18 protein-coding genes are annotated in these 19,249 nt (G+C 71.4%); 9 read left to right on the top strand and 9 right to left on the bottom strand.

The genetic code is table 11. The features are described 5' to 3' along the window. The coding region (locus tag P3L51_RS26625) for an alkaline phosphatase D family protein (protein ID WP_354607830.1) at positions 1–1,041 on the top strand (1,041 nt) is incomplete at its 5' end. 22 nt (positions 1,042–1,063) lie between these two features. Here the strand turns inward: P3L51_RS26625 and P3L51_RS26620 are convergent. Then, positions 1,064–2,032 carry a Gfo/Idh/MocA family protein gene (locus P3L51_RS26620; RefSeq protein ID WP_354607834.1) on the bottom strand — a complete coding sequence of 323 codons (969 nt, stop codon included), beginning with the start codon at positions 2,030–2,032 and terminating at the stop codon, positions 1,064–1,066. Between the two features lie 158 nt (positions 2,033–2,190). Here P3L51_RS26620 and P3L51_RS26615 point away from each other — a divergent pair, with 158 nt between their 5' ends. Then, positions 2,191–3,510 (top strand): multidrug effflux MFS transporter, encoded by a 1,320-nt coding sequence (locus P3L51_RS26615; RefSeq protein WP_354607833.1) that lies wholly within the window; start codon positions 2,191–2,193, stop codon positions 3,508–3,510. A gap of 54 nt (positions 3,511–3,564) precedes the next feature. Here the strand turns inward: P3L51_RS26615 and P3L51_RS26610 are convergent, their stop codons facing one another. Further along, positions 3,565–4,878, bottom strand: coding sequence for a hypothetical protein (locus tag P3L51_RS26610; protein ID WP_354607829.1), 1,314 nt, complete (start codon positions 4,876–4,878; stop codon positions 3,565–3,567). 213 nt (positions 4,879–5,091) lie between these two features. Here P3L51_RS26610 and P3L51_RS26605 point away from each other — a divergent pair, with 213 nt between their 5' ends. After that, on the top strand, positions 5,092–6,150 hold the full coding sequence (locus P3L51_RS26605) for a small ribosomal subunit Rsm22 family protein (RefSeq protein ID WP_354607828.1): 1,059 nt from the start codon (positions 5,092–5,094) through the stop codon (positions 6,148–6,150). Here the strand turns inward: P3L51_RS26605 and ddaH are convergent. Then, entirely contained in the window at positions 6,142–6,999 is an 858-nt protein-coding gene (ddaH, locus tag P3L51_RS26600; protein WP_354607827.1) for a dimethylargininase, read from the bottom strand. The two genes, P3L51_RS26605 and ddaH, sit on opposite strands and share 9 nt — an antisense overlap. Before the next feature lie 193 nt (positions 7,000–7,192). Here ddaH and P3L51_RS26595 point away from each other — a divergent pair, with 193 nt between their 5' ends. Then, on the top strand, positions 7,193–7,861 hold the full coding sequence (locus tag P3L51_RS26595; RefSeq protein ID WP_354607826.1) for a TetR/AcrR family transcriptional regulator: 669 nt from the start codon (positions 7,193–7,195) through the stop codon (positions 7,859–7,861). 269 nt (positions 7,862–8,130) lie between these two features. Then, complete coding sequence (locus tag P3L51_RS26590) at positions 8,131–8,883, top strand: bifunctional DNA primase/polymerase (RefSeq protein WP_354607825.1); 753 nt, start codon at positions 8,131–8,133, stop codon at positions 8,881–8,883. A gap of 35 nt (positions 8,884–8,918) precedes the next feature. Here the strand turns inward: P3L51_RS26590 and P3L51_RS26585 are convergent, their stop codons facing one another. Genes P3L51_RS26585 through P3L51_RS26570 form a run of 4 tightly spaced genes read right to left on the bottom strand, consistent with a single transcriptional unit; the run spans position 8,919 to position 12,961 of the window. Next, positions 8,919–9,908 (bottom strand): SCO2278 family lipoprotein, encoded by a 990-nt coding sequence (locus P3L51_RS26585; RefSeq protein ID WP_354607824.1) that lies wholly within the window; start codon positions 9,906–9,908, stop codon positions 8,919–8,921. Next, entirely contained in the window at positions 9,905–10,789 is an 885-nt protein-coding gene (locus tag P3L51_RS26580) for a heme ABC transporter ATP-binding protein (RefSeq protein ID WP_354607832.1), read from the bottom strand. Before P3L51_RS26580 ends, P3L51_RS26585 begins: the two co-directional genes overlap by 4 nt. Before the next feature lie 47 nt (positions 10,790–10,836). After that, positions 10,837–11,946: a FecCD family ABC transporter permease gene (locus P3L51_RS26575; protein WP_354607823.1), complete on the bottom strand. Its 1,110-nt coding sequence runs from the start codon at positions 11,944–11,946 to the stop codon at positions 10,837–10,839. Position 11,947: 1 nt separating this feature from the next. Further along, positions 11,948–12,961, bottom strand: a complete 1,014-nt coding sequence (locus P3L51_RS26570) for a heme/hemin ABC transporter substrate-binding protein (RefSeq protein WP_354607822.1) — start codon at positions 12,959–12,961, stop codon at positions 11,948–11,950. Positions 12,962–13,168: 207 nt separating this feature from the next. On the opposite strand from P3L51_RS26570, the gene P3L51_RS26565 reads away from it, so the two are divergent. The 3 genes from P3L51_RS26565 to P3L51_RS26555 all read left to right on the top strand — a co-directional run bounded on the left by P3L51_RS26565 (position 13,169) and on the right by P3L51_RS26555 (position 17,185). After that, positions 13,169–14,713, top strand: coding sequence for an HtaA domain-containing protein (locus tag P3L51_RS26565; protein WP_354607821.1), 1,545 nt, complete (start codon positions 13,169–13,171; stop codon positions 14,711–14,713). A 66-nt stretch (positions 14,714–14,779) separates the two neighbouring features. After that, entirely contained in the window at positions 14,780–16,405 is a 1,626-nt protein-coding gene (locus P3L51_RS26560; protein WP_354607820.1) for an HtaA domain-containing protein, read from the top strand. A 111-nt stretch (positions 16,406–16,516) separates the two neighbouring features. Continuing rightward, positions 16,517–17,185: a PhzF family phenazine biosynthesis protein gene (locus tag P3L51_RS26555; protein WP_354607831.1), complete on the top strand. Its 669-nt coding sequence runs from the start codon at positions 16,517–16,519 to the stop codon at positions 17,183–17,185. A 6-nt stretch (positions 17,186–17,191) separates the two neighbouring features. On the opposite strand, the gene P3L51_RS26550 is transcribed toward P3L51_RS26555, so the two are convergent. Together P3L51_RS26550 and map are read right to left on the bottom strand one after the other, a co-directional pair. After that, positions 17,192–17,857, bottom strand: coding sequence for a biliverdin-producing heme oxygenase (locus P3L51_RS26550; RefSeq protein WP_354607819.1), 666 nt, complete (start codon positions 17,855–17,857; stop codon positions 17,192–17,194). A gap of 176 nt (positions 17,858–18,033) precedes the next feature. Beyond that, positions 18,034–18,891, bottom strand: coding sequence for a type I methionyl aminopeptidase (gene map / locus P3L51_RS26545; protein WP_354607818.1), 858 nt, complete (start codon positions 18,889–18,891; stop codon positions 18,034–18,036). A gap of 70 nt (positions 18,892–18,961) precedes the next feature. On the opposite strand from map, the gene P3L51_RS26540 reads away from it, so the two are divergent. Next, the gene (locus tag P3L51_RS26540) at positions 18,962–19,189 is read left to right on the top strand and encodes a hypothetical protein (protein WP_354607817.1); all 228 of its coding nucleotides are present in this window, start codon (positions 18,962–18,964) and stop codon (positions 19,187–19,189) included. Positions 19,190–19,249: the final 60 nt, after the last annotated feature.

The following is a 19,249-nucleotide window of genomic DNA, read 5'->3' as shown; positions in this document are numbered from 1 at the left end:
GTCGTCCACCTCGGCGACTACCTCTACGAGTACGCCGTGACGGCGGTCGGCGGCGCCCGCAACTACACCGACCGGCGGCTGCCCGCGCACTACAACCGCGAGACGGTCACGCTGGAGGACTACCGGCTGCGCTACGGCCTCTACAAGTCCGACCCGGACCTGATGGCCGCGCACGCCGCCCACCCGTTCGTCGTCACGTGGGACGACCACGAGACGGAGAACAACTACGCGGGTGAGACGCCCGAGAACGACGTCCCGCCGGAGGAGTTCCTGCTCCGCAGGGCCGCCGCCTACCGCGCGTACTGGGAGAACCAGCCGCTGCGCGCCCCGCAGCGGCCCGACGGCCCCGACATGCGGCTCTACCGGCGGCTGCACTTCGGGCGCCTCGCGCAGTTCGACATCCTCGACACCCGGCAGTACCGCTCCGACCAGGCGTACGGGGACGGCTGGCAGGTCCCGGGCCCGGAGTCCGAGGACCCCACGCGCACCATGACCGGCGAGACGCAGGAGCGGTGGCTGCTGAACGGCTGGCAGCAGTCCCGCGCCACCTGGAACCTGCTGCCGCAGCAGGTCACCTTCGCGCAGCGCCGGGACGTGCCCCGGCCGGACTTCAAGCTGTCGATGGACGCGTGGGACGGCTACCCGGCCTCCCGCGAACGTGTTCTGGACGGCGCGCAGGCGGCCGGCCTGGAGAACCTGATGGTGCTGACCGGAGACGTACACGTCGGCTACGGCTTCGACCTCAAGGCCGACTTCGACGACCCCGGCTCGCGCACCGTCGGGACCGAGATCGTCGCCACCTCCATCTCCAGCGGGAAGGACGGTGCGGACAAGCCGTCCAACTGGTCCAACCTCACCACCGCCAACCCGCACATGAAGTTCTACAACGGGCGGCGCGGATACGTGACCGTCACCCTCGGCAGGCAGGAGGCGCGCGCCGACTTCAAGACGGTGTCCGCCGTCACGACTCCCGGCGCGCCCCTCTCGACGGCCGCCTCCTTCGTGACCGAGTCGGGTGACCCGGGCCTCAAGCCCGCCTGAGGCACCCGAATGTGACGGCCCGTCAGGCGACCTCGTCCACCGGGTAGCGGACGCCGACGCGCTCACGTACCGCGTCGAGCGTCCGCATCACCGCCAGGCTGCCGTCCAGCGGCACCAGCGGCGACTCTGTCTCCCCGGCCCGCAGACACCGCATCACCTCGGCCGCCTCGTGCTGCATGCCCGTCAACGGGCTCTCCACCGTGTGCTGTTCGGGATCCCGCCCGTCCCGGTGCAGCACAAAGCCGTCCGGCGCGAAGAAGCCGCTCGGCAGCTCGATCCGGCCCGCCGTGCCGGTCACCGTCGCTGTCGACGGCGTCCTGGCGGTCACCGAGCAACTGAGCAGCGCGGTCGCCCCGGACTCCCAGCCCAGCAGCATCCCGGTGTTGAGATCCACGCCCTCGGGCGAGAGCAGCGCGTCGGCCTGTACGCGGTCGGGCTCGCCCAGGATCAGCTGCGCGAACGACACCGGGTAGACGCCGAGGTCCAGCAGCGCGCCGCCGCCGAGCGCGGGATCGCGCAGCCGGTGCTCGGGACCGAAGGGACCCTGGAGCCCGAAGTCGGCCTGCACCGTGCGGACTTCGCCGATCGCCCCGTCCGCGATCAGCTCGGTCATCCGCCGGACGACCGGGCTGCAGTACATCCACATGGCCTCCATCAGGAAGAGACCCCGCTCACGCGCGAGCGTCACCAACTCCCGCGCCTCGCGCGCGTTGAGCGTGAACGCCTTCTCGCACAGCACCGGCTTTCCCGCTTCGAGGGCGAGCCCCGCCGCGGCACGGTGCGCGGAGTGCGGCGTCGCGACATACACGATGTCCACGTCCGGATCGGCGAGGAGCCCGGCCCAGTCGCCGTACGCCCGTGGGATGCCGAACCGGTCGGCGAACCCCTTCGCCGACTCCTCGCTCCGCGAGGCCACGGCGACGACTTCGGCATCCGCCATGCGCTGCACGTCCCCGGTGAACGTCGCCGCGATCCCGCCCGTGGCCAGCACGCCCCACCGCGTCGTGCCGGTGCCGGTGCCTGTCCCGGTGCGGGTCCCGCCGTCTCTGTCGTGTTCCGCCGTCATATATGCCCCTTACACAAAAAAGGTCTCGACCACGTGGCCGGAGCTGAGAGCATAGGGAGGGTTTCAACTACATGGAGATGCGAATGCCGGACGGCGGCCAGACCACACGCTCACGCAAAGGACACATACCCACCGCTTCGACCCTGACAGAGGCCGACACCGCCGTCGGCATCCCCGCGGCCCGGCGTGCCGGCATCGTCGTCACCCTCGTCCTCGGCGGGCTCACCGCCCTGCCGCCACTGTCGATGGACATGTATCTGCCGGCGCTGCCCGCCGTGACCCGCGCCCTCGGCTCGTCGGCCGCGACCGCGCAGCTCACCCTCACCGCGTGTCTGACCGGCATGGCCCTCGGCCAGCTCGTCGTAGGGCCGATGAGCGATAAATGGGGCCGCCGGAAGCCCCTGCTGCTCGGCATGGTCGTGTACGTCTTCGCCACCGCCATCTGCGCCTTCGCCCCCACGGTCGAACTGCTCATCGGCTTCCGCCTCCTCCAGGGACTGGCGGGCGCGGCCGGCATCGTGATCGCCCGCGCCGTGGTGCGTGATCTCTACGACGGCGTCGAGATGGCCCGCTTCTTCTCCACCCTGATGCTGATCTCCGGCGTCGCTCCGGTCATCGCCCCGGTGATCGGCGGCCAGGTGCTCCAGGTCACCGACTGGCGCGGCATCTTCGTCGTCCTGACGGCCGTCGGTATCGCGCTGACCCTCGTCGTCGTGAAGTGGCTGCACGAGACGCTGCCGAGTGAGAAGCGGCACAGCGGCGGCGTCGGCGAGGCGCTCGGCACGATGCGCGTACTGCTCGCCGACCGCGTGTTCACCGGCTACACGCTGGCGGGCGGGCTCGCCTTCGCGGCCCTGTTCGCGTACATCGCGGCCTCGCCGTTCGTGGTGCAGGAGATCTACGGCGCCTCGCCGCAGATGTACAGCCTGCTGTTCGGCATCAACTCCATCGGCCTGATCACCGTCGGGCAGATCAACGGCCGGCTGCTGGTCGGCCGGGTCAGCATGGACAAGGTGCTGGCCTTCGGTCTGGTCGTCATCACGCTCGCCGGACTCGCGCTGCTGCTGATGACGAGCGGGGTGTTCGGCGAGCCCGGCCTCTTCCCGGTCGCGGCCGGGCTGTTCGTCCTGATGTCGGCGATGGGGCTCGCGATGCCCAACACCAACGCGCAGGCCCTGATGCGCACCCCGCACGCCGCCGGATCGGCGTCGGCCCTCATCGGTACGGCGTCGTTCCTGATCGGCGCCATCGCGTCGCCGCTCGTCGGGATCGCGGGCGAGGCCACGGCGGTGCCGATGGCCGTCGTGCAGGTGGTGTGCGGAGTCGGTTCGCTGGTCTGCTTCCTGGCGCTGTGCCGCCCCTGGCAGCCGCAGCACCGGGCGGCGCAGCCGGCCGGCACCTGAGCGAGCGGTTCCCGAGCGCCGTCCGAGCGCTCGGGGACCGTCCGCGCGAGAGGCTCAGTCCTCGACGCGCCGCAGGTAGGCGACCAGACGCTGCCGGTCCTGGCCGTCCGTCCAGCGGAACAGCCCCACCCCGTTCGCGTCCCCGCTGGGCAGCCGCACGTTGAGCGCCAGCGGCTCGGGCTCCCCGGTGGCGAGATTCACCTGTACGGGATTGCCGCCGCCGGCCAGGGCGTCCGTCACGTTACGGGCGCTCGTCGCCCCGTACGCCATACCCGTGTCCGCCACCGACGTCAGCGTCAGCGGCCTGGTGCCGTCCGTCTCCTCGAAGCAGAACGCCGTCTTCTCGTCCAGGTCGAAGGCGAGCCTGCCCGCGATGAGATAGCGGCCGTCGGGGGAGGAGATGACCTGCGGCTGCGCGGCGGGGTTGATCGCGGGCTTACGGCACCGCACCTGCGCCACGGCCTTGCCGGTGTCCAGGGCGTGCACCACCCACAGGTCGTGCGTGGCGGCGTCCTTCGCGCCCTTTTTCTTCTGCCACTTGGCGAGAACATGGCCGGCCGACACGGACGCCGGCACCCCGGAGGCCGGCTCGGTGCCCTTCGGCGCGACCTTCCGGCTGAACCAGCCGCCCCGTACCCAGAACTCCTTCGCCCCGCTCACCAGCAGACCGTTCGCGGTCACCCCGCGCACCTCGGTCAGCTTCTTGCAGTTCGGGCAGTCCTTCGGGTAGCCGAGCGAGCCGGGCGCCGTCCTGGACACCTCGCCGGTCGTCGGGTCGACGACCGCGCTGATGGCCTTGCCGTCGCTGATCAGAATGCCGGGGCCGGTGCTCGTGACGGTCGGCGCGTCCGCCCAGGGCACCTCGACCCGCCGCTGTTCGCCGGTGCCCGCGTCGTACACGTCGAGGGAGACGAGAGAGTCGGCCGAGGCGAGCGCGTACTCGCCGAGCCGCCCGTACGACCAGGTCACGAAGTACTGCTTGTCGCCCTTGGTCACCGAGAGCAGCCGGGGGTAGCGGTCGACCGGCGCCAGGGGCCGCCACGCCTGCCCCGACCAACCGGCCTTCCCGGTCTCGGAGTTCAGCGTGCGCAGTTGGTACCGGCTCTCGTCGATCCGGGCCAGGTACGCGACGAGACCCGTGGCGGACGCGACCGCGTACTGCGGTGACACGTCCTTGATCTCCCAGCCGCGCCGCGTGTTGTAGCCGTCGGGCACGTTCAGCTGCGTCTCGGGGCCGGTACTCACCACCGGTTTACGGGGCTTCGCGTCGTCCTTGGTCCCGCCGCAGCTCGCGAGTACGAGCAGCATCACCAGGATGAGAACGCCGGCGATGAGTGTGATGCGCACGATCTTCTGCCGCTTGGTCATCAAGGACATCGGCGTCAGACCGCGAGCACGGTAAAACGACAACTTGGTCCCCCCGCGAGCACGGTGTGGCGATGGAGCGGCAACGGCCGTCAGCGTAGCAACTGGGCCGGTGCCCGCCGCAGCCCGTTCCGCCCCGATTCCGTGCCCGTCAGGTGCCCGCCGAGTGTTGGACAGGCGGAATCCGGCCACTCCCGAGGTGCCTACAATTCGGCGGTGAACGTCTCCCTCCCCACCGCCGAAGTCCTGCGTGCCGCGCTGGCCGGACTGCTCGACGGGCTGCCGCCGCGACAGGCCGCCCAGGCCGTCGAACGGCTGATCGCCAACTACCGGGGAGACACCCCGACCGGTACGCCGCTGCTGCGTGACCGTTCCGATGTGGCCGCCTACGCCGCGTACCGGATGCCGGCCACGTTCGAGGCCGTACGGGCCGCGCTCGACGCGCTCGCCGGGGCGGCGCCCGGCTGGGCGCCGGGCAGCCATGTGGACGTGGGAGGGGGGACGGGCGCGGCGGTCTGGGCGGCCGAGGCGACCTGGACGCACGGCGGCGCCGGGAACCGGACCGGAGGGGCGCGCAGCACCGCCGTGCTGGACTGGGCCGAGCCCGCGCTCACGCTCGGCCGTGAGCTGGCCGCCGAGTCGCGGCTGCCCGCGCTGCGGGACGTCGAGTGGCGCCGAACCAGGATCGGTACGGGCCTGAAGCTCCCCGAGTGCGACCTGGTCACCGTCTCGTACGTCCTCAACGAGCTCGACCCCGCCGATCGAGGCGCCCTCGTCGCCGAAGCGGCGCGCGCCGGACAGGCCGTCGTGATCGTCGAGCCGGGGACGCCCGACGGCTACCAGCGCGTCATCGAGGCCCGCGACCTGCTGATCGGGGCGGGCCTGCGCGTGGCCGCGCCCTGCCCGCACAGCGGCGCGTGCCCCATCGAACCCGGCACGGACTGGTGCCACTTCGCCGCCCGGGTGAGCCGGTCGTCGCTGCACCGGCAGGTGAAGGGGGGCTCGCTGGCGTACGAGGACGAGAAGTTCAGCTACGTGGCGGCGGTGCGCTTCGACGCGGAGCCGGTACGGGCGCGGGTGACCCGCAAGCCGCAGACCCGCAAGGGGCAGATGCTGCTCGACCTCTGTACGGAGGCGGACGGGTTGCGGCGCGAGACGGTGAGCAAGAGGCAGGGGCCGCTGTACCGGGCCGCGCGGGACGCGTCGTGGGGCGACGCCTGGCCGCCCCACGACGCGCCGGATCCCGCGCCGGATTCCGTGCCGGAATCAGGCTGAGAGCAGCAACTCCCTCCGCACGTCCAGCTCTTGCTCCTGCCGCAGCTCCTGCGTGCAGCACTTCACGCTGCCGCCGCCCTTGAGCAGCTCGCCCAGATCCATGGCGATCGGCTCGTAGCCCCGGCTCCTGAGCGGGGCGAAGAGACCGGCCGCCGCCTGCGGCAGCAGCACATGGCGGCCGTCGCTCACGGCGTTGAGCCCGAGGGCCGCCGCGTCCGGCTCCTCGGCGATGAGCGCGTCCGGGAAGAGCCGGGCGAGTACGGCCCGGCTGCCGGGCGAGAACGCGCCGGGGTAGTACATGACCTCGTCGGCCGCGTCGTCCAGGACGCAGAGCGCCGTGTCCAGGTGGTAGTAGCGCGGATCGACCAGATCGAGCCCGATCACCGGCCGGCCGAAGAACTCCTGCGCCTCGTCGTGCGAGAGCGGACTGGACCGGAAGCCCCGCCCGGCCAGGATGTACGAGGCGGTGACGGCGAAGTCGCCCTCGCCCTCGTTGATGTGCGCCGGCTCATGGATGTCGGTGAAGCCGCGCGCGCGGAACCAGGCGAGATGCGCCTCCGCCTCCCGCGTACGCTCCGGGTGCGCGAAGCGCGCGCCCAGCACACGGCCGTCGATGACGGTGGCGCCGTTGGCTGCGAACACCATGTCGGGCAGGTCGGATCGGGGTTCGAGCAGGGAGACGGTGTGACCGAGAGCGCGGTAGCGGTCGCGGAGCACCTCCCACTGCGCGAGAGCCAGCGGCAGATCCACCGGTTTCGACGGATCCATCCACGGGTTGATCGAGTACGTCACTCTGAAATGCGCCGGTGGGCACATCAGATAGCGGCGGGGCGAGGCGTCACGAGGCAACTAGGGCTCCTCACGAACGATGGGTCGCACGGGGTGTGTGCGTTGAGGCCATGGTCCGCCCGTGAGGGCCTTTCGCGCAGTGATCCGATCGGGTGGTTCACGCAGCGGCGCCGAATGGACATCGCCGCGTCGGCCGCGCATGAAACGACTTCGGGCGAGACGTCGCGTCTCGCCTGACTGGTAGGCTCCCGAAATGGCTGAAAGTAAGGCACCCGACTCCACCCGCCGCAGTGAGAAGTCGCGCCGCGCGATCTACGCCGCCGCCCTGTCCCTGGTCGGGGAGGCCGGCTACGCGAAGACGACGATCGAGGGCATCGCGGCCCGCGCGGGCGTCGGCAAGCAGACGATCTACCGCTGGTGGCCCTCCAAGGCCGCCGTACTCCTCGAAGCCTTCCTCGACCTCGGTGAGCAGGCCGCCCGTGCGGCAGGCGGCGACGGCGCGTACGAGATCCCGGACACCGGCGATCTCGCGGCGGACCTCAAGCTGGTGCTGCGCGCCACGGTCGACGAACTGAACGACCCGACGTTCGAGGCGCCCACCCGCGCGCTCGCGGCCGAGGGAATTGTGGACGCGGAGATCGGCGCCGAGTACGCGCGGAAGCTGCTGGAGCCGCAGGCCGCGCTCTACGTACGGAGGCTGCGGGCCGCGCAGGAGGCGGGGGCCGTGCGGGACGACATCGACCCACGTACCGCGATGGAGCTGCTGACCGGCCCGATCGTGCACCGCTGGCTGCTGCGGACGCTGCCGCTCACGCACGCCTACGCGGACTCCCTCGTCGACTACGCGCTGAACGGCCTGGCTCCCCGGCCGCCGGGTCCGGCGGGTGGCCGGGCGGGTGCTCCGCCGGGTCCGGCGGGCTGATGAGGCCCGTCTGGCGGCCTCCGTACGGCACTGAGTGCCGCACACAGGACCCGGCACCGGTCCGACCCGATTCCCGGTCGGCGGATGTGTCGAACACCACCGGTGCCCATCGCACGCATCGGTAGACCATTTCCTGATATAGCCCGTGATGACGCCCGGTGATCGGCATCCGCCTCCCCACCCCGGTTGAGGAGTGCGGCCCCCCGAAGCGCAGGATGGTGCGAACATGGAAGAGTCCGAGAGGACCGATGCATGAGGTGAGGGGATAGATGGGCGACGATTTCGGCCGCTACCGCGGCACTGAGGGCAAGGTTTCCCAGTGGCTGCGCCGACTCGCCAGAAAGTCCGACGACGGTCGGGACGCCGCTCCTGACGCCGACGCGCGCCTGGCACTGCTCCTCGCCGTGGCCGCCGCCGGTATGCCCATATCGCCCGCCGCGCATCCCATCGGCTACCGATGTTCGTGCGAACGCATCGGCTGTCCCACCCCCGCCAGGCATCCCATCTCCTTCGCCTGGCAGACGCAGTCCACCACCGACGAGGCACAGATCGAACGCTGGGCCAGGAATCAGCCCGAAGCCAACTTCATCACGGCGACCGGCATGGTCCACGACGCCCTCGACGTCCCGCTGGAGGCCGGCAGCTGGGCGCTGGAGCGGCTGCTCGGCGCGGGCATCGACGTGGGTCCGGTGGCCGACTCGGGCGGCGACCGGATGCTCTTCTTCACCGCCACCCGTGGCACGCCCGAGGACGAGGACGAGTGGTGGCCCTGTGAACTGGACTGCCACCCCGAGACGATGGACGAGCACCCCGGCTTCCGCTGGCACTGCCGGGGCAGTTACGTCCTCGTACCGCCGGCGAGACTGCCCGGCGAGCTGTCGATGACCTGGCTGCGCGGCCCCGAGCACCCGCTGCCCGACCCGCTGACACTGCTGGAGACGCTGACCGACGCGTGCGCGCGGTACGCGGGCGAGAACCACGAGCTGGACCCGCACCCGGTGGCCTGGCCGCTCGGCCGCTGACCTCCGGCGCGTCCGTCCGTATCTGCGAGGGGTGTTCAGGAGCCTTCGGCCCCGACCACCCCTTGCAGTCTGCTCACCACGTTCACCTGGTCCGCGCCGGCGCCGTCCGGCTTCAGCAGCGCCGCCTGGCTCGACACCCACTCCTTGGTGAGGGTGTCCTTCACCGCGCCGGTCATCAGCGCCTTCACATCGGCGCTCACCTTCGGGGTGAAGCCGGGGGCGGCCGTCTGCCGGTCGAAGTACTTGATCGCGAAGAAGACGAGCGCGCCGCCGTCCTTCGTGGCGAGCCCGAGTGGCGCGAAGTCCCCGTCGTCCAGGGGCTGATCGCTGTACTGAATGGTGAGACCGGGCAGCTTGGCGTTCTTCGCGCGGATGTCCCGCCACTCGTCGGTGTGCGGTCCCCGTGCGAAGTGCGCCGGCTCGCCGTCCTTCAGGTACGAGACGTACTCGGAGCCCACGTCCCCGGGAGCCACCGCCGTCGACCCACTGTCCGCCGGGGCCGGTACGGCGAAGCCGTCCTTGTCCGTCTCGAACTCGGGGATCTCGCCCGGCGTCAGGATCGCGAGATAGGCGACCTCCCACAACTGGTCGGCGCCGCCCCGCACGAAGACCAGGACCCAGCGGTTGTCGCCGGGGCCCTCGTCCTTGTCGCGGTTGCTGTCGGTGTCGGCGACGAACCAGCGCGGCCAGCCAGCCTTCTTGGGGATGAGGTACTTCGCGTCGGTCAACTCCAGCGGCTGGTGCCGGTCGTTGCCTTCCGGGTTCGTGATGCTCCTGGCCTTGAGCCCGGCCTGGTTGATCGCACCGAGCGCCCCGGTGACCCGGCCGGCGTCCAGCCCCGGGTCGTACGCCTTGTCCGCCTCGTTGTACGCCTCGGTGAAGTCCGCCAGGGCCTGGGCCGCTTCGGACTTCTTCGCGCCCGGCAGTACCGCCAGTTCACCGTGGACCGTCATACACCCACTCGCGAGCAGCGACATCACCGTCGCCCCCGCCAGCCCCGCCGCTGCCCGAATCGGCCTTCTCATCGGTCGCCTTCTGCTCCGTGTCCCCCACTGACCGTCCGAACCCTACCGGTCCGCCTCGGAATCACGAGCGGGGTCCCGGTGCGCGGGTGCGGGAAGACCTCGACGGGCTGTCGGTAGACACGGCTGAGCAGTTCGTCGCCGAACACGGCGGCGGGCGGGCCGTCCGCCACGACCCGCCCTTCGTGCAGGACGGCGGCCCGGTCGGCGTGCGCGGCGGCCAGCCCGAGATCGTGCAGCACGACGACGACGGCGTCACCGGCCGTCGCGCGGGCCCGGCAGACGCGCAGCACCAACTCCTGGTGGCGCAGGTCGAGTGCGGCGGTCGGCTCGTCGAGGAGGAGCAGCGGGGCGCGCTGGGCGAGGACGCGGGCGAGCGCGACACGGGCGCGTTCGCCGCCGGAGAGGGCCGAGAAGGGGCGGCGGGCGAATTCGGTCACCTCGGTCGCCGCCATCGCGTCGGCCACGGCCGCGTCGTCGTCGCCCTCCGCCACCGTGCCCGCCCAGGGGGCGCGGCCCATCCGTACGACCTCCTCCACCGGGAACGGGAAGGAGAGCGTGGCGGCCTGCGGCAACACGGCCCGGCGCAGGGCGAGTTCGGGCGCGGACCAGTCGTGGGCCGGCCGGCCGCCGATCAGTACCCGGCCGCCGGTCCCGGCGGCGTCCGGGTCGGCGGCGAGCGCGGCCAGCAGCGTCGACTTGCCCGCCCCGTTGGGTCCGACGAGGGCCAGGACCTCACCGGCGCGCACGACGAGGTCCACACCGCCGTCGGCGCCACCGAGGACGTCGCGCCGCCCGAGCCGTACGCGCAGGCCCCGCGCCTCGGCGACGACATCCCCGTGGGTGGTGGGTGCGGGCAGCTCTCTGCCCCGTACGGCGAACATGCTCAGGAGCACGCTGTGCGCCGTGGCCTTCACGACTGTGCCCGCCCTCATGCCCAACCCCCTTGTCTACGCCGCGTCCTGCGCAGCAACCAGAAGAAGAACGGACTGCCGAACAGCGCCGTCAGGACGCCGAGGGGCAGTTCGGCCGGGGCCGCCACCGTGCGCGCCGCGAGGTCGCCCGCGACCAGGACCAGCGCGCCTCCGAGTGCGCTGCCCGGCACCAGGAAGCGGTGGCCGGGGCCGTTGGCCATCCGCAGCAGATGCGGGACCAGCAGCCCGACGAAGGTGATGATCCCCGCCACCGCGACGGCGGCGGCCGTCAGCAGCGCGACGACCAGGACGAGGACGACGCGGAGTCGTTCGACATCCACGCCCAGATGCCTGGCCGGCCGCTCGCCCAGTGCGAGGAGGTCCAACTTCCGTGCGTAGAAGGGCGCGACGGCCAGACCCAGCAGCGCGCAGGGCAGTACGGCGAGCACCTTGGGCCAGGTCGCCTGGGCGAGCGAGCCGAGCTGCCAGAAGGTGATCTGGCTGATCTGCGCGTTGTCGGCGAAGAAGATGGACAGCCCGATGAGCGCGCCCGCGAAGGCGTTCACCGCGATGCCGGTGAGGATGAGCGTGACCACCTCCGTACGGCCGCCGGAGCGGGACATCGCGTACACCAGCAGCACCGTCAGAAGCCCGGAGACGAACGCGCAGACGGTGACCGTCCAGTTGCCGAGGAAGCTCAGACCGAGCGCGATCGACGCGACGGCGCCGACCGCCGCGCCCGCCGAGATGCCGATGACCCCGGGCTCGGCGAGCGGATTGCCGAACACGCCCTGCATCAGGGCGCCCGCGCAGCCCAGCGAGGCGCCGACGAGCAACGCGAGGACGACGCGCGGCAGTCGGACGTTCCACAGCACGCTCTCGGGGACGCGTTCGAGCGCGCCGCCGCCGAGGCCGATCCGGTGCCGAACGGAGGAGAGGACGTCGCCGAGCGGGATGTCGTACGCGCCGAGCCCGGCGGAGAGCAGCGAGAGCAGGAGCAGCACGCCGAGCAGCCCGGCGGTCAACAGCCAGGTGGCGCCGCGTCGTTGAGGTGCCCCGCGCGGAGCGTCCTCGGACGGGGACGTGTCCGGCGGCGCGGCCGGCACGGTGGGTGCGGTCGCCGTCATCTCACTCGCCGTCCGGGTAGAGCTGCTCGACCAGGGACGCGAGCACTTGGTCCGTACGGGGCCCGTAGTTGAGCAGTACGCCGTCGTCCACGGAGACGAATCGGCGGTCGAGCCCGGCGGGGGTCTCGGCGACGCCCGGGATCTTCACCAGTCCGTCGGGACCGCCCACCGAGTCGAGCCCCTTGGTCATCAGGAGAATCGCGTCGGGCGCCGCCTTCGCCAGCGCCTCGCTGGTGATCGCGGTGAAGTCCTTGTCGAGGCCCGACTCCTTGCCGGCGTCGACGGCGCCGGCGGCCTCCAGCAGTGAACTCGCCCCGGAGTCACGGCCGCCGAGCAGATAGACCGAAGCCGAGCCGCGCAGATAGAGGAAGGCGACGCGCGGCTTCTCGCCGTCGCCGGGGGCCGGGATCCGCTGCTGTACGGAGGCGATCCGTTCGGCCGTACGGGCGCTCAGCTCGTCGCCCGCCGCGTCGACGCCCAGGGCGCGCGCCACCGTCGTGATGCGCTTCCCGACGTCGTCCAGGCTCTTCGCCGGTTCGACCACCAGGAGCGGGATCCCGGCGTCGCGTATCTGGTCGACGGCCTCCGCCGGTCCTGTGGTGGTCTCGGCGATGACGAGTGTCGGCCGCAGGGACAGGACGCTCTCGGCCGAGACGTCGTGCGCGCGGGTCACCACGGGCAGTTTCGCCGCCTGTTCGAAGGTGGCGGTGATGTCGCGGGCCACGACGTGCTCGCCGAGGCCGAGGGTGAAGACGATCTCGTTGAGCGATCCGGTCAGGGGGACGAGCCGGTCGGCGGAGGTGACGGTGACCTTCGTGCCGTCGGCGGAGTCCACGGTGACCGGCAGCTCCGGGGCGGGGGCGGTGGCCAGTGGTTCGACCCGGTCGGCGGTGGCCGTCGATTCGGAGCCCTTGGCCTTCGCCCCGCCGCCGCTGTCTCCGTCGCCGCAGCCGGTGGCGAGCAGGGCGAGGGCGAGCACCGAGATGACCGCGCCCGCCAGGCGTTGAGTGCGCACGGAGTGCACCGTCCCGTCGTTGTGTGGAGTCCCTTCGGACCCCGGTCGGAGTTCCGTTCAGGCGCCCTGGACGGAGGGGTTCCGCACCGAGCTGGAGATAGCTTAGGTTAGCCTTACCTTGCTTACTAGGCCCGGGGTGTGTCTCATCCGGGCTCTCCTCGGTGTGCCCGTGGCCGCCGGTTTCTCCAACGTGGGAGTGATCTTCAGATGCTGTCGTCCAGACCGGTGCGCGCTCTCGCCGTCGCGCTGCTCGCCGCGCTTCTCGGGGCGCTGCTCCCGACGGCCACGGCCCACGCGGCGAACCGCACCGTGCAGGGCGGCAGGCTCGACTGGGGGATCAAGTCCTCCTTCCAGAGCTATGTCACCGGCCCGATATCGGGAGGCGGCTGGAGCCTCAACGGGGGCGCCGCCACTGTGGGCGGCAGCCAGTTCCGGTTCCACTCCGCCTCGGGGACGTACGACCCCGACAGCGGCGCGCTGCGCGCCGGATTCAGCGGCGGCGTCCGGTTCGTCGGCCACACCAAGCCCGACGGATCGCACGAGCTGGACCTCACCATCAGCCGTCCCACGGTCCGTATCTCCGGCGGCGGCGGCACCCTGTACGCCGACATGGCGAGCAAGGCCAAGGGGAGCGGCAAGATCACCACGTCGTCCCAGGTCCCGCTCGCCACGCTCGATCTCGGCGGGATCGACATGAGGGGCGGCGGCAGCCCCGTCGCCCTCAGCGACGTCCCCTCGACGCTCACCGCACAGGGCGCCACCGCCTTCGCCGGGTACTACACGGCCGGGACACCGCTCGACCCGATCAGCCTCTCCGTGGACGTGGACGTGGCCGCCGCGAAGAAGCCGGCCGAGAAGCCCGGACAGAAGCCGGCCGACCAGGACAAGGGCGCCGGCAGGGCCGAGAACGAGCGGGCCGAGGGCGCGCTCCAGGACGCGGCCGTCGACTGGGGCGTACGCCGTACCTTCCGCGAGTACGTCACCGGCTCCATCGCCGAGGGCCGCTGGACGCTCGCCGGCGGGGCGCAGGACGGCGGCGCGCTCTTCCGCTTCCCCGAGGGGAAGGGCACGTACGACGCGAAGAAGCAGACGCTCGACGCGGGCTTCGCGGGCAGCGTCCACTTCACCGGAACCCGACTGGACCTGACGCTCAGTGAGATCAGCGTTCAGGTGAAGGCCGGAAAGGGCACCCTGGCCGCCGATGTCGCGAGCGAGGGCCGGGCGCCGCGCAAGGCCGTCCCCCTGGTCACGTTCGCCGCCGGGGACTTCGCACCGAAGAACGGCCTCGCCGCGCTCACCGAGGCACCCGCGACGCTCACCGAGGGCGGCGCCGAGGTCTTCGGCTCCATGTACAAGGCGGGCACGCCGATGGACCCCGTCTCGCTCGCCGTCGCCGTCGACAAGAAGGCGAAGCTGCCCGCGCTGCCCGATCTGGGCAGCGGCGCGGCGGCGTCCGCCGAGACGAAGTCCGGTGCGGCGGCGGGCGAACCCACCAAGCCGGCGGAGGTGGACGATGCCGCGTCCGCGTCCGCCGCCTCTTCCTCCAACGCCCTTACGTACGCGGGCATCGGCGCGGGCGTGCTGCTCGCCGCCGCCCTCGCGGTGTACGTCGGCGTCCGGCGCCGTCACTCGACGGCGAGCGCGACCGAGACGAGCGCGACGACCGCGACGACCGCGACCGAGGCGACGGCGACCGAGACGACCGCGAGCGCGACGACCGGTTCGGCGACGACCGACACCGACGGAACCTGACTTCCCTTCCCCCTCCCCACCCCCCACTCCTTTCGCGTTTTCCACTCACCGAGGAGACCCCCGAACATGGCAGCCACCCGTCGTCCCATATCCCTTGCCGCAGCAGTCGCCACCGTCGTGGCCGTCGGCGCGACCGCGCTCGCCGTCCCGGCGTTCGCCTCCGGCGGCGCTCCCGCCGCTCCCGCCGCCCCGCAGCTCGAACTGAAGGACGGCACCCTGGAGTGGGGCTTCAAAGAGTCCTTCCGTAAGTACCTGCTCTCACCCGCCGCCGGTGGGAAGATCACGGCCGCCGACGGGGCCACCCAGGCCACCGGCAACGGCGTGTTCACCTTCACCGACGGCAAGGGCACCTACGACACCGGTACGCACGCCACCGCCACCACCTTCAAGGGAAGCGTGCACTTCGAGGGTCACCACGGCGTCCTCGACATCAAGTTGAGCGATGTGAAGGTCAACACCGGCCGTGCGGCGGGGGAGATCACCGCCGACGTCACCAGCGTGACCGACGGCGAGACCGCGACCCGCGACGACGTCTCGATCGCCGATCTCGATCTGACGGGGGTCCGGCCGGGCCAGGGCGAGAACGGCGCGATGGTCTTCAAGGACATCCCCGCCAAGCTGACGGCGGCGGGCTCCGAGGCGTTCGCGGGCTTCTACGCCGCCGGCGCCGAGCTGGACCCGGCGACGCTCTCCGTGACGGCGGGGAAGGCCCCGACCGATGAGCCCACGGACGAGCCGACGGATGAGCCCACCGACGAACCCACGGACGAGCCGACCGACGAACCTACGGACGAGCCGACCGATCAGCCCACCGACGAACCTACCGACGAACCCACGGACGAGCCCACGGACCCGGCTGTCGTGGACGGCGCGATCCTCAACGGCAATCTCGACTGGGGCGTCAAGAAGAGCTTCCGTACGTATGTGACCGGCCCCATCGCCAAGGGCAAGGTCGAACTCGCGGCCGGTGCCACCCAGCCGGGCGAGGCGTACCGCTTCCCGAAGGCCACCGGCTCCTTCGACGAGGACGCGCAGACCCTCTCCGCCGAGTTCGAGGGATCGGTCCGCTTCCTGGGACACGAGGAGGCCGGTTCGTACGTGCTCGACCTCAAGCTCAGCGGTCTGGAGGCCGAGGTCAAGAACGGCAGGGGCACCCTCGTCGCGGACGTCAGCACCAAGGACCGGACGACCCACGAGGTCTCCACCTTCGAGGACCTGACCATCGCCACGCTCGACCTGCCCGCCGGTGAGCTGAAGGCCAAGGACGGCGTCGTCGCGCTGAACGCCGTGCCCGCCTCGCTCACCGCGGACGGTACGAAGGCGTTCGGCGGCATGTACCAGGCGGGCGAGGCGCTCGACGCCGTCACCGCGGCCGTCTCCCTCACGAAGGACGGCGAACTGCCGCCGGGCGGATCGGCCGGCTCAGGTGGTTCGGGCGGCGGCGGCACAGGTGGTACGACCGGCGGAGCCGGGACCACGGGTGGCACCGGCGGTACGGCGGGCGGCGGCTCAGCGGCCGGTTCCGTCGGCGGCTCCGCGGGCGGCACGGGAAACCTCGCGAGCACCGGCGCCGAGCTTCCGACCGGCGCGCTGATGGGCGCGGCGGGCGCGCTGGCCGTCGCGGGCGGGGCCGCGGTCTACATCGCCCGGCGCCGTGACCCGGCCACCGGCGAGGTCCGACAGGTGAGTTGAGCCTCCGGGCTCCGACAGCGCGGCAGGGCGGTACCGCACGGAAATCGCGGTACCGCCCTGCCCCGTCGGGCACACCTCGCAGGTGAATGCTTCAATGCCACCGTGACTGACATCGGCCGAGACGGCAGCGGCGACATCGAGGTACTGCGCGTCTTCTGCGCGGGCGACGGCCGGCACGGCAACCCGCTCGGCGTCGTACGGGAGGGCCACCGCTACCCCGACGAGGCGTCCCGGCAGGCGCTCGCCGCCGAACTCGGCTTCAGCGAGACCGTGTTCGTGGACGACCCCGAGCGCGGTCACGTGGACATCTACACGCCGGGCCTGCGACTGCTGTTCGCCGGGTACCCGCTCGTCGGGGCCGCCTGGCTGCTCGACCTGGAGGTGGTCAACCCGCCCGTCGGTGAGGTGTGGGTGCGCCAGGACGGCGAGTTCACCTGGATCACGGCGCGCCCCGAATGGTCCCCGCCGCGCACCCTGCGCCGGTACGGGACCGTCGCCGAGGTCGACGCGCTGCCCGCCCCGCCGCCGGGCGAGGGCTGGCTCTACGCGTGGGCCTGGGAGGACGAGTCGGCCGGCCGGGTCAGGGCGCGGGGCTTCCCGCGCCGCGACGACGGCATCGTGGAGGACGAGGCGACGGGCGCGGCGGCCCTGCTGCTCACCGCCGAACTGGGCCGTGCGCTGAACATCACTCAGGGCCGGGGGTCGCAGATCCTCACTGCCCCCGGCCCTGACGGCTCGATCGAGATCGGCGGACGCGTCCGCCTGCTCCCGCCACGCTGAACCCCGTTACGCGCTGAGGGGGAACTCGCCTTCCAGTTCGTGGAAGACGGCCCCGTTGAAGTCGAACGCCCGGTGGCACTCCTCGATGATGCGCTGCTTCTCCAGGTCGTCCGCCGGGACCGCGTCCAGCAGCTCGCGGTAAGCGCGCTTGAACGCCGCCGGGTTGGCGATCTCCTCGAAGACGTAGAAGCGGACGCCGTCACCCTTGCGCGCGAAGCCCCAGGTCTTCTCGGCCATGTCGCGGACGACCTGGCCGCCGGAGAGATCCCCGAGATAGCGCGTGTAGTGGTGGGCCACATAGCCGCCGGGCCAGGTGCGGGCGCACTCGGTGATCCTGGCGGCGTACGCGGCGGTGGCGGGCAGCGGCTCCAGGCCCTCGCGCCAGTCGGCACCGCGCAGATGCGTCAGGTCGCGCTCCAGGGCGTCGATGCGCATCAGCTCGGGCCGGACGAAGGGGCCGGCGACCGGATCCCCTTCGACGGTCCCGGCGGCGTCCTCCAGCGCCCGGTACACGAACCAGAGCTGTTCGGTGTAGCGCGTGTACGCCTCCACTCCGAACCGCTGACCCAGCAGGTCGCTCATGAAGGTCGAGGTGTTCACCTCGGTGTGCTTCTCGTGCGAGGCGACACGGATCAGTGTGGAGAAGGGGGTGGCGGTGGCGGTTGCGTCCAAGGCGGGCCTCCGGGGGCCGAGGGGGACGGAAAACCAGACCGAGATCCGGCGGGGCAGCACGGGCGCTTGCCTTCGCCGATCCTCCTACTTAGGCTTACCTAAGTCAACTGGTTCCCGACGTCCTGTCGGTAAAAGAGATACCCGTTCATAGCGCGGGGGACACCCGGAGCGTCCGGTCAGGGCAGGGTCAGGATCTCCGCACCGGTGTCCGTCACCACGAGTGTGTGCTCGAACTGGGCGGTCCGCTTGCGATCCTTCGTCACCACGGTCCAGCCGTCGTCCCACATGTCGTGCTCGTGGGTGCCGAGCGTGAGCATCGGCTCGATCGTGAAGGTCATACCGGGCCGCATGACGGTCGTCGCGTGCGGGCTGTCGTAGTGCGGGATGATCAGCCCGGAGTGGAAGGACGCGTTGATGCCGTGCCCGGTGAAGTCGCGGACCACGCCGTAACCGAAGCGCTTGGCGTACGACTCGATGACCCGGCCGATGACATTGACCTGCCGGCCGGGCCGGACGGCCTTGATGGCCCGGTTCAGTGATTCACGCGTCCGCTCCACGAGGAGCCTCGACTCCTCGTCGACGTCACCGCAGTAGTAGGTGGCGTTGTTGTCGCCGTGCACGCCGTTGATGTAGGCGGTGACGTCGAGATTCACGATGTCACCGTCGCGCAGCACGGTGGAGTCCGGGATTCCGTGGCAGATGACCTCGTTGACCGAGGTGCAGAGCGACTTAGGGAACTCGCGGTAGCCGAGGGTGGAGGGGTACGCGCCGTGGTCGACCATGAAGTCGTGCGCGACCCGGTCGAGTTCGTCGGTCGTGACGCCGGGCGCGATGTGCTTCGCGGCCTCCTCCATCGCCTGAGCGGCGATCCGCCCGGCGATCCGCATCAGCTCGACGGTCTCGTCGGTCTGCACCTCCGGCCCGGTGTACGGGGTCGGCAGAGGCTTCCCGACGTACTCGGGGCGCCGGATCTTTCCGGGAACGGAACGGACGGGAGAGAGCTCCCCGGGCACGAGCAGTGACTGGCCAGACATACGAGCGAGTCTAACCAGCGTTCGGAAGCCGCCCGTGGGGCAGCATGGCGTTCAGAGGAAGGAGCCGACGATGGCCCTGTTCAAGAAGCGCACGGCGGGTAAGCCGGGCGAGTGGTACTACTGCCTCCAGCACAAGCGGGTCGAGGAGGGTCCGGACTGTCCGGCCAAGGACCGCTTCGGCCCGTACGCCTCCAGGCAGGAGGCGGAGAACGCGATGGAGACGGCGGCCGAACGCAACCAGGAATGGGAGACGGACCCCCGCTGGCACGACAAGCCCGAGGGCCAACCACCAGCCTGACCCACCCGTCCGCAGCCGCGGGGGGTGTCCGGGGGCCCGCCCCCGGTTGCGGGACTGTCT

Source organism: Streptomyces panacea, from assembly GCF_040560175.1.
Classification (GTDB): Bacteria; Actinomycetota; Actinomycetes; order Streptomycetales; family Streptomycetaceae; genus Streptomyces; species Streptomyces panacea.
Note: the sequence above shows the minus strand (reverse complement) of the source record. Positions and strands in the feature narration are given on the sequence as shown.

What these genes read in the sequence shown, in the direction of transcription:
- P3L51_RS26615 (WP_354607833.1), top strand. Translation starts at nt 2,191, where the DNA reads ATGCCGGACGGCGGCCAGACCACACGCTCACGCAAAGGACACATACCC.
- P3L51_RS26610 (WP_354607829.1), bottom strand. Translation starts at nt 4,878, where the DNA reads ATGACCAAGCGGCAGAAGATCGTGCGCATCACACTCATCGCCGGCGTT.
- P3L51_RS26595 (WP_354607826.1), top strand. Translation starts at nt 7,193, where the DNA reads ATGGCTGAAAGTAAGGCACCCGACTCCACCCGCCGCAGTGAGAAGTCG.
- P3L51_RS26590 (WP_354607825.1), top strand. Translation starts at nt 8,131, where the DNA reads ATGGGCGACGATTTCGGCCGCTACCGCGGCACTGAGGGCAAGGTTTCC.
- P3L51_RS26585 (WP_354607824.1), bottom strand. Translation starts at nt 9,908, where the DNA reads ATGAGAAGGCCGATTCGGGCAGCGGCGGGGCTGGCGGGGGCGACGGTG.
- P3L51_RS26580 (WP_354607832.1), bottom strand. Translation starts at nt 10,789, where the DNA reads ATGTTCGCCGTACGGGGCAGAGAGCTGCCCGCACCCACCACCCACGGG.
- P3L51_RS26575 (WP_354607823.1), bottom strand. Translation starts at nt 11,946, where the DNA reads ATGACGGCGACCGCACCCACCGTGCCGGCCGCGCCGCCGGACACGTCC.
- P3L51_RS26565 (WP_354607821.1), top strand. Translation starts at nt 13,169, where the DNA reads ATGCTGTCGTCCAGACCGGTGCGCGCTCTCGCCGTCGCGCTGCTCGCC.
- P3L51_RS26560 (WP_354607820.1), top strand. Translation starts at nt 14,780, where the DNA reads ATGGCAGCCACCCGTCGTCCCATATCCCTTGCCGCAGCAGTCGCCACC.
- map (WP_354607818.1), bottom strand. Translation starts at nt 18,891, where the DNA reads ATGTCTGGCCAGTCACTGCTCGTGCCCGGGGAGCTCTCTCCCGTCCGT.
- P3L51_RS26540 (WP_354607817.1), top strand. Translation starts at nt 18,962, where the DNA reads ATGGCCCTGTTCAAGAAGCGCACGGCGGGTAAGCCGGGCGAGTGGTAC.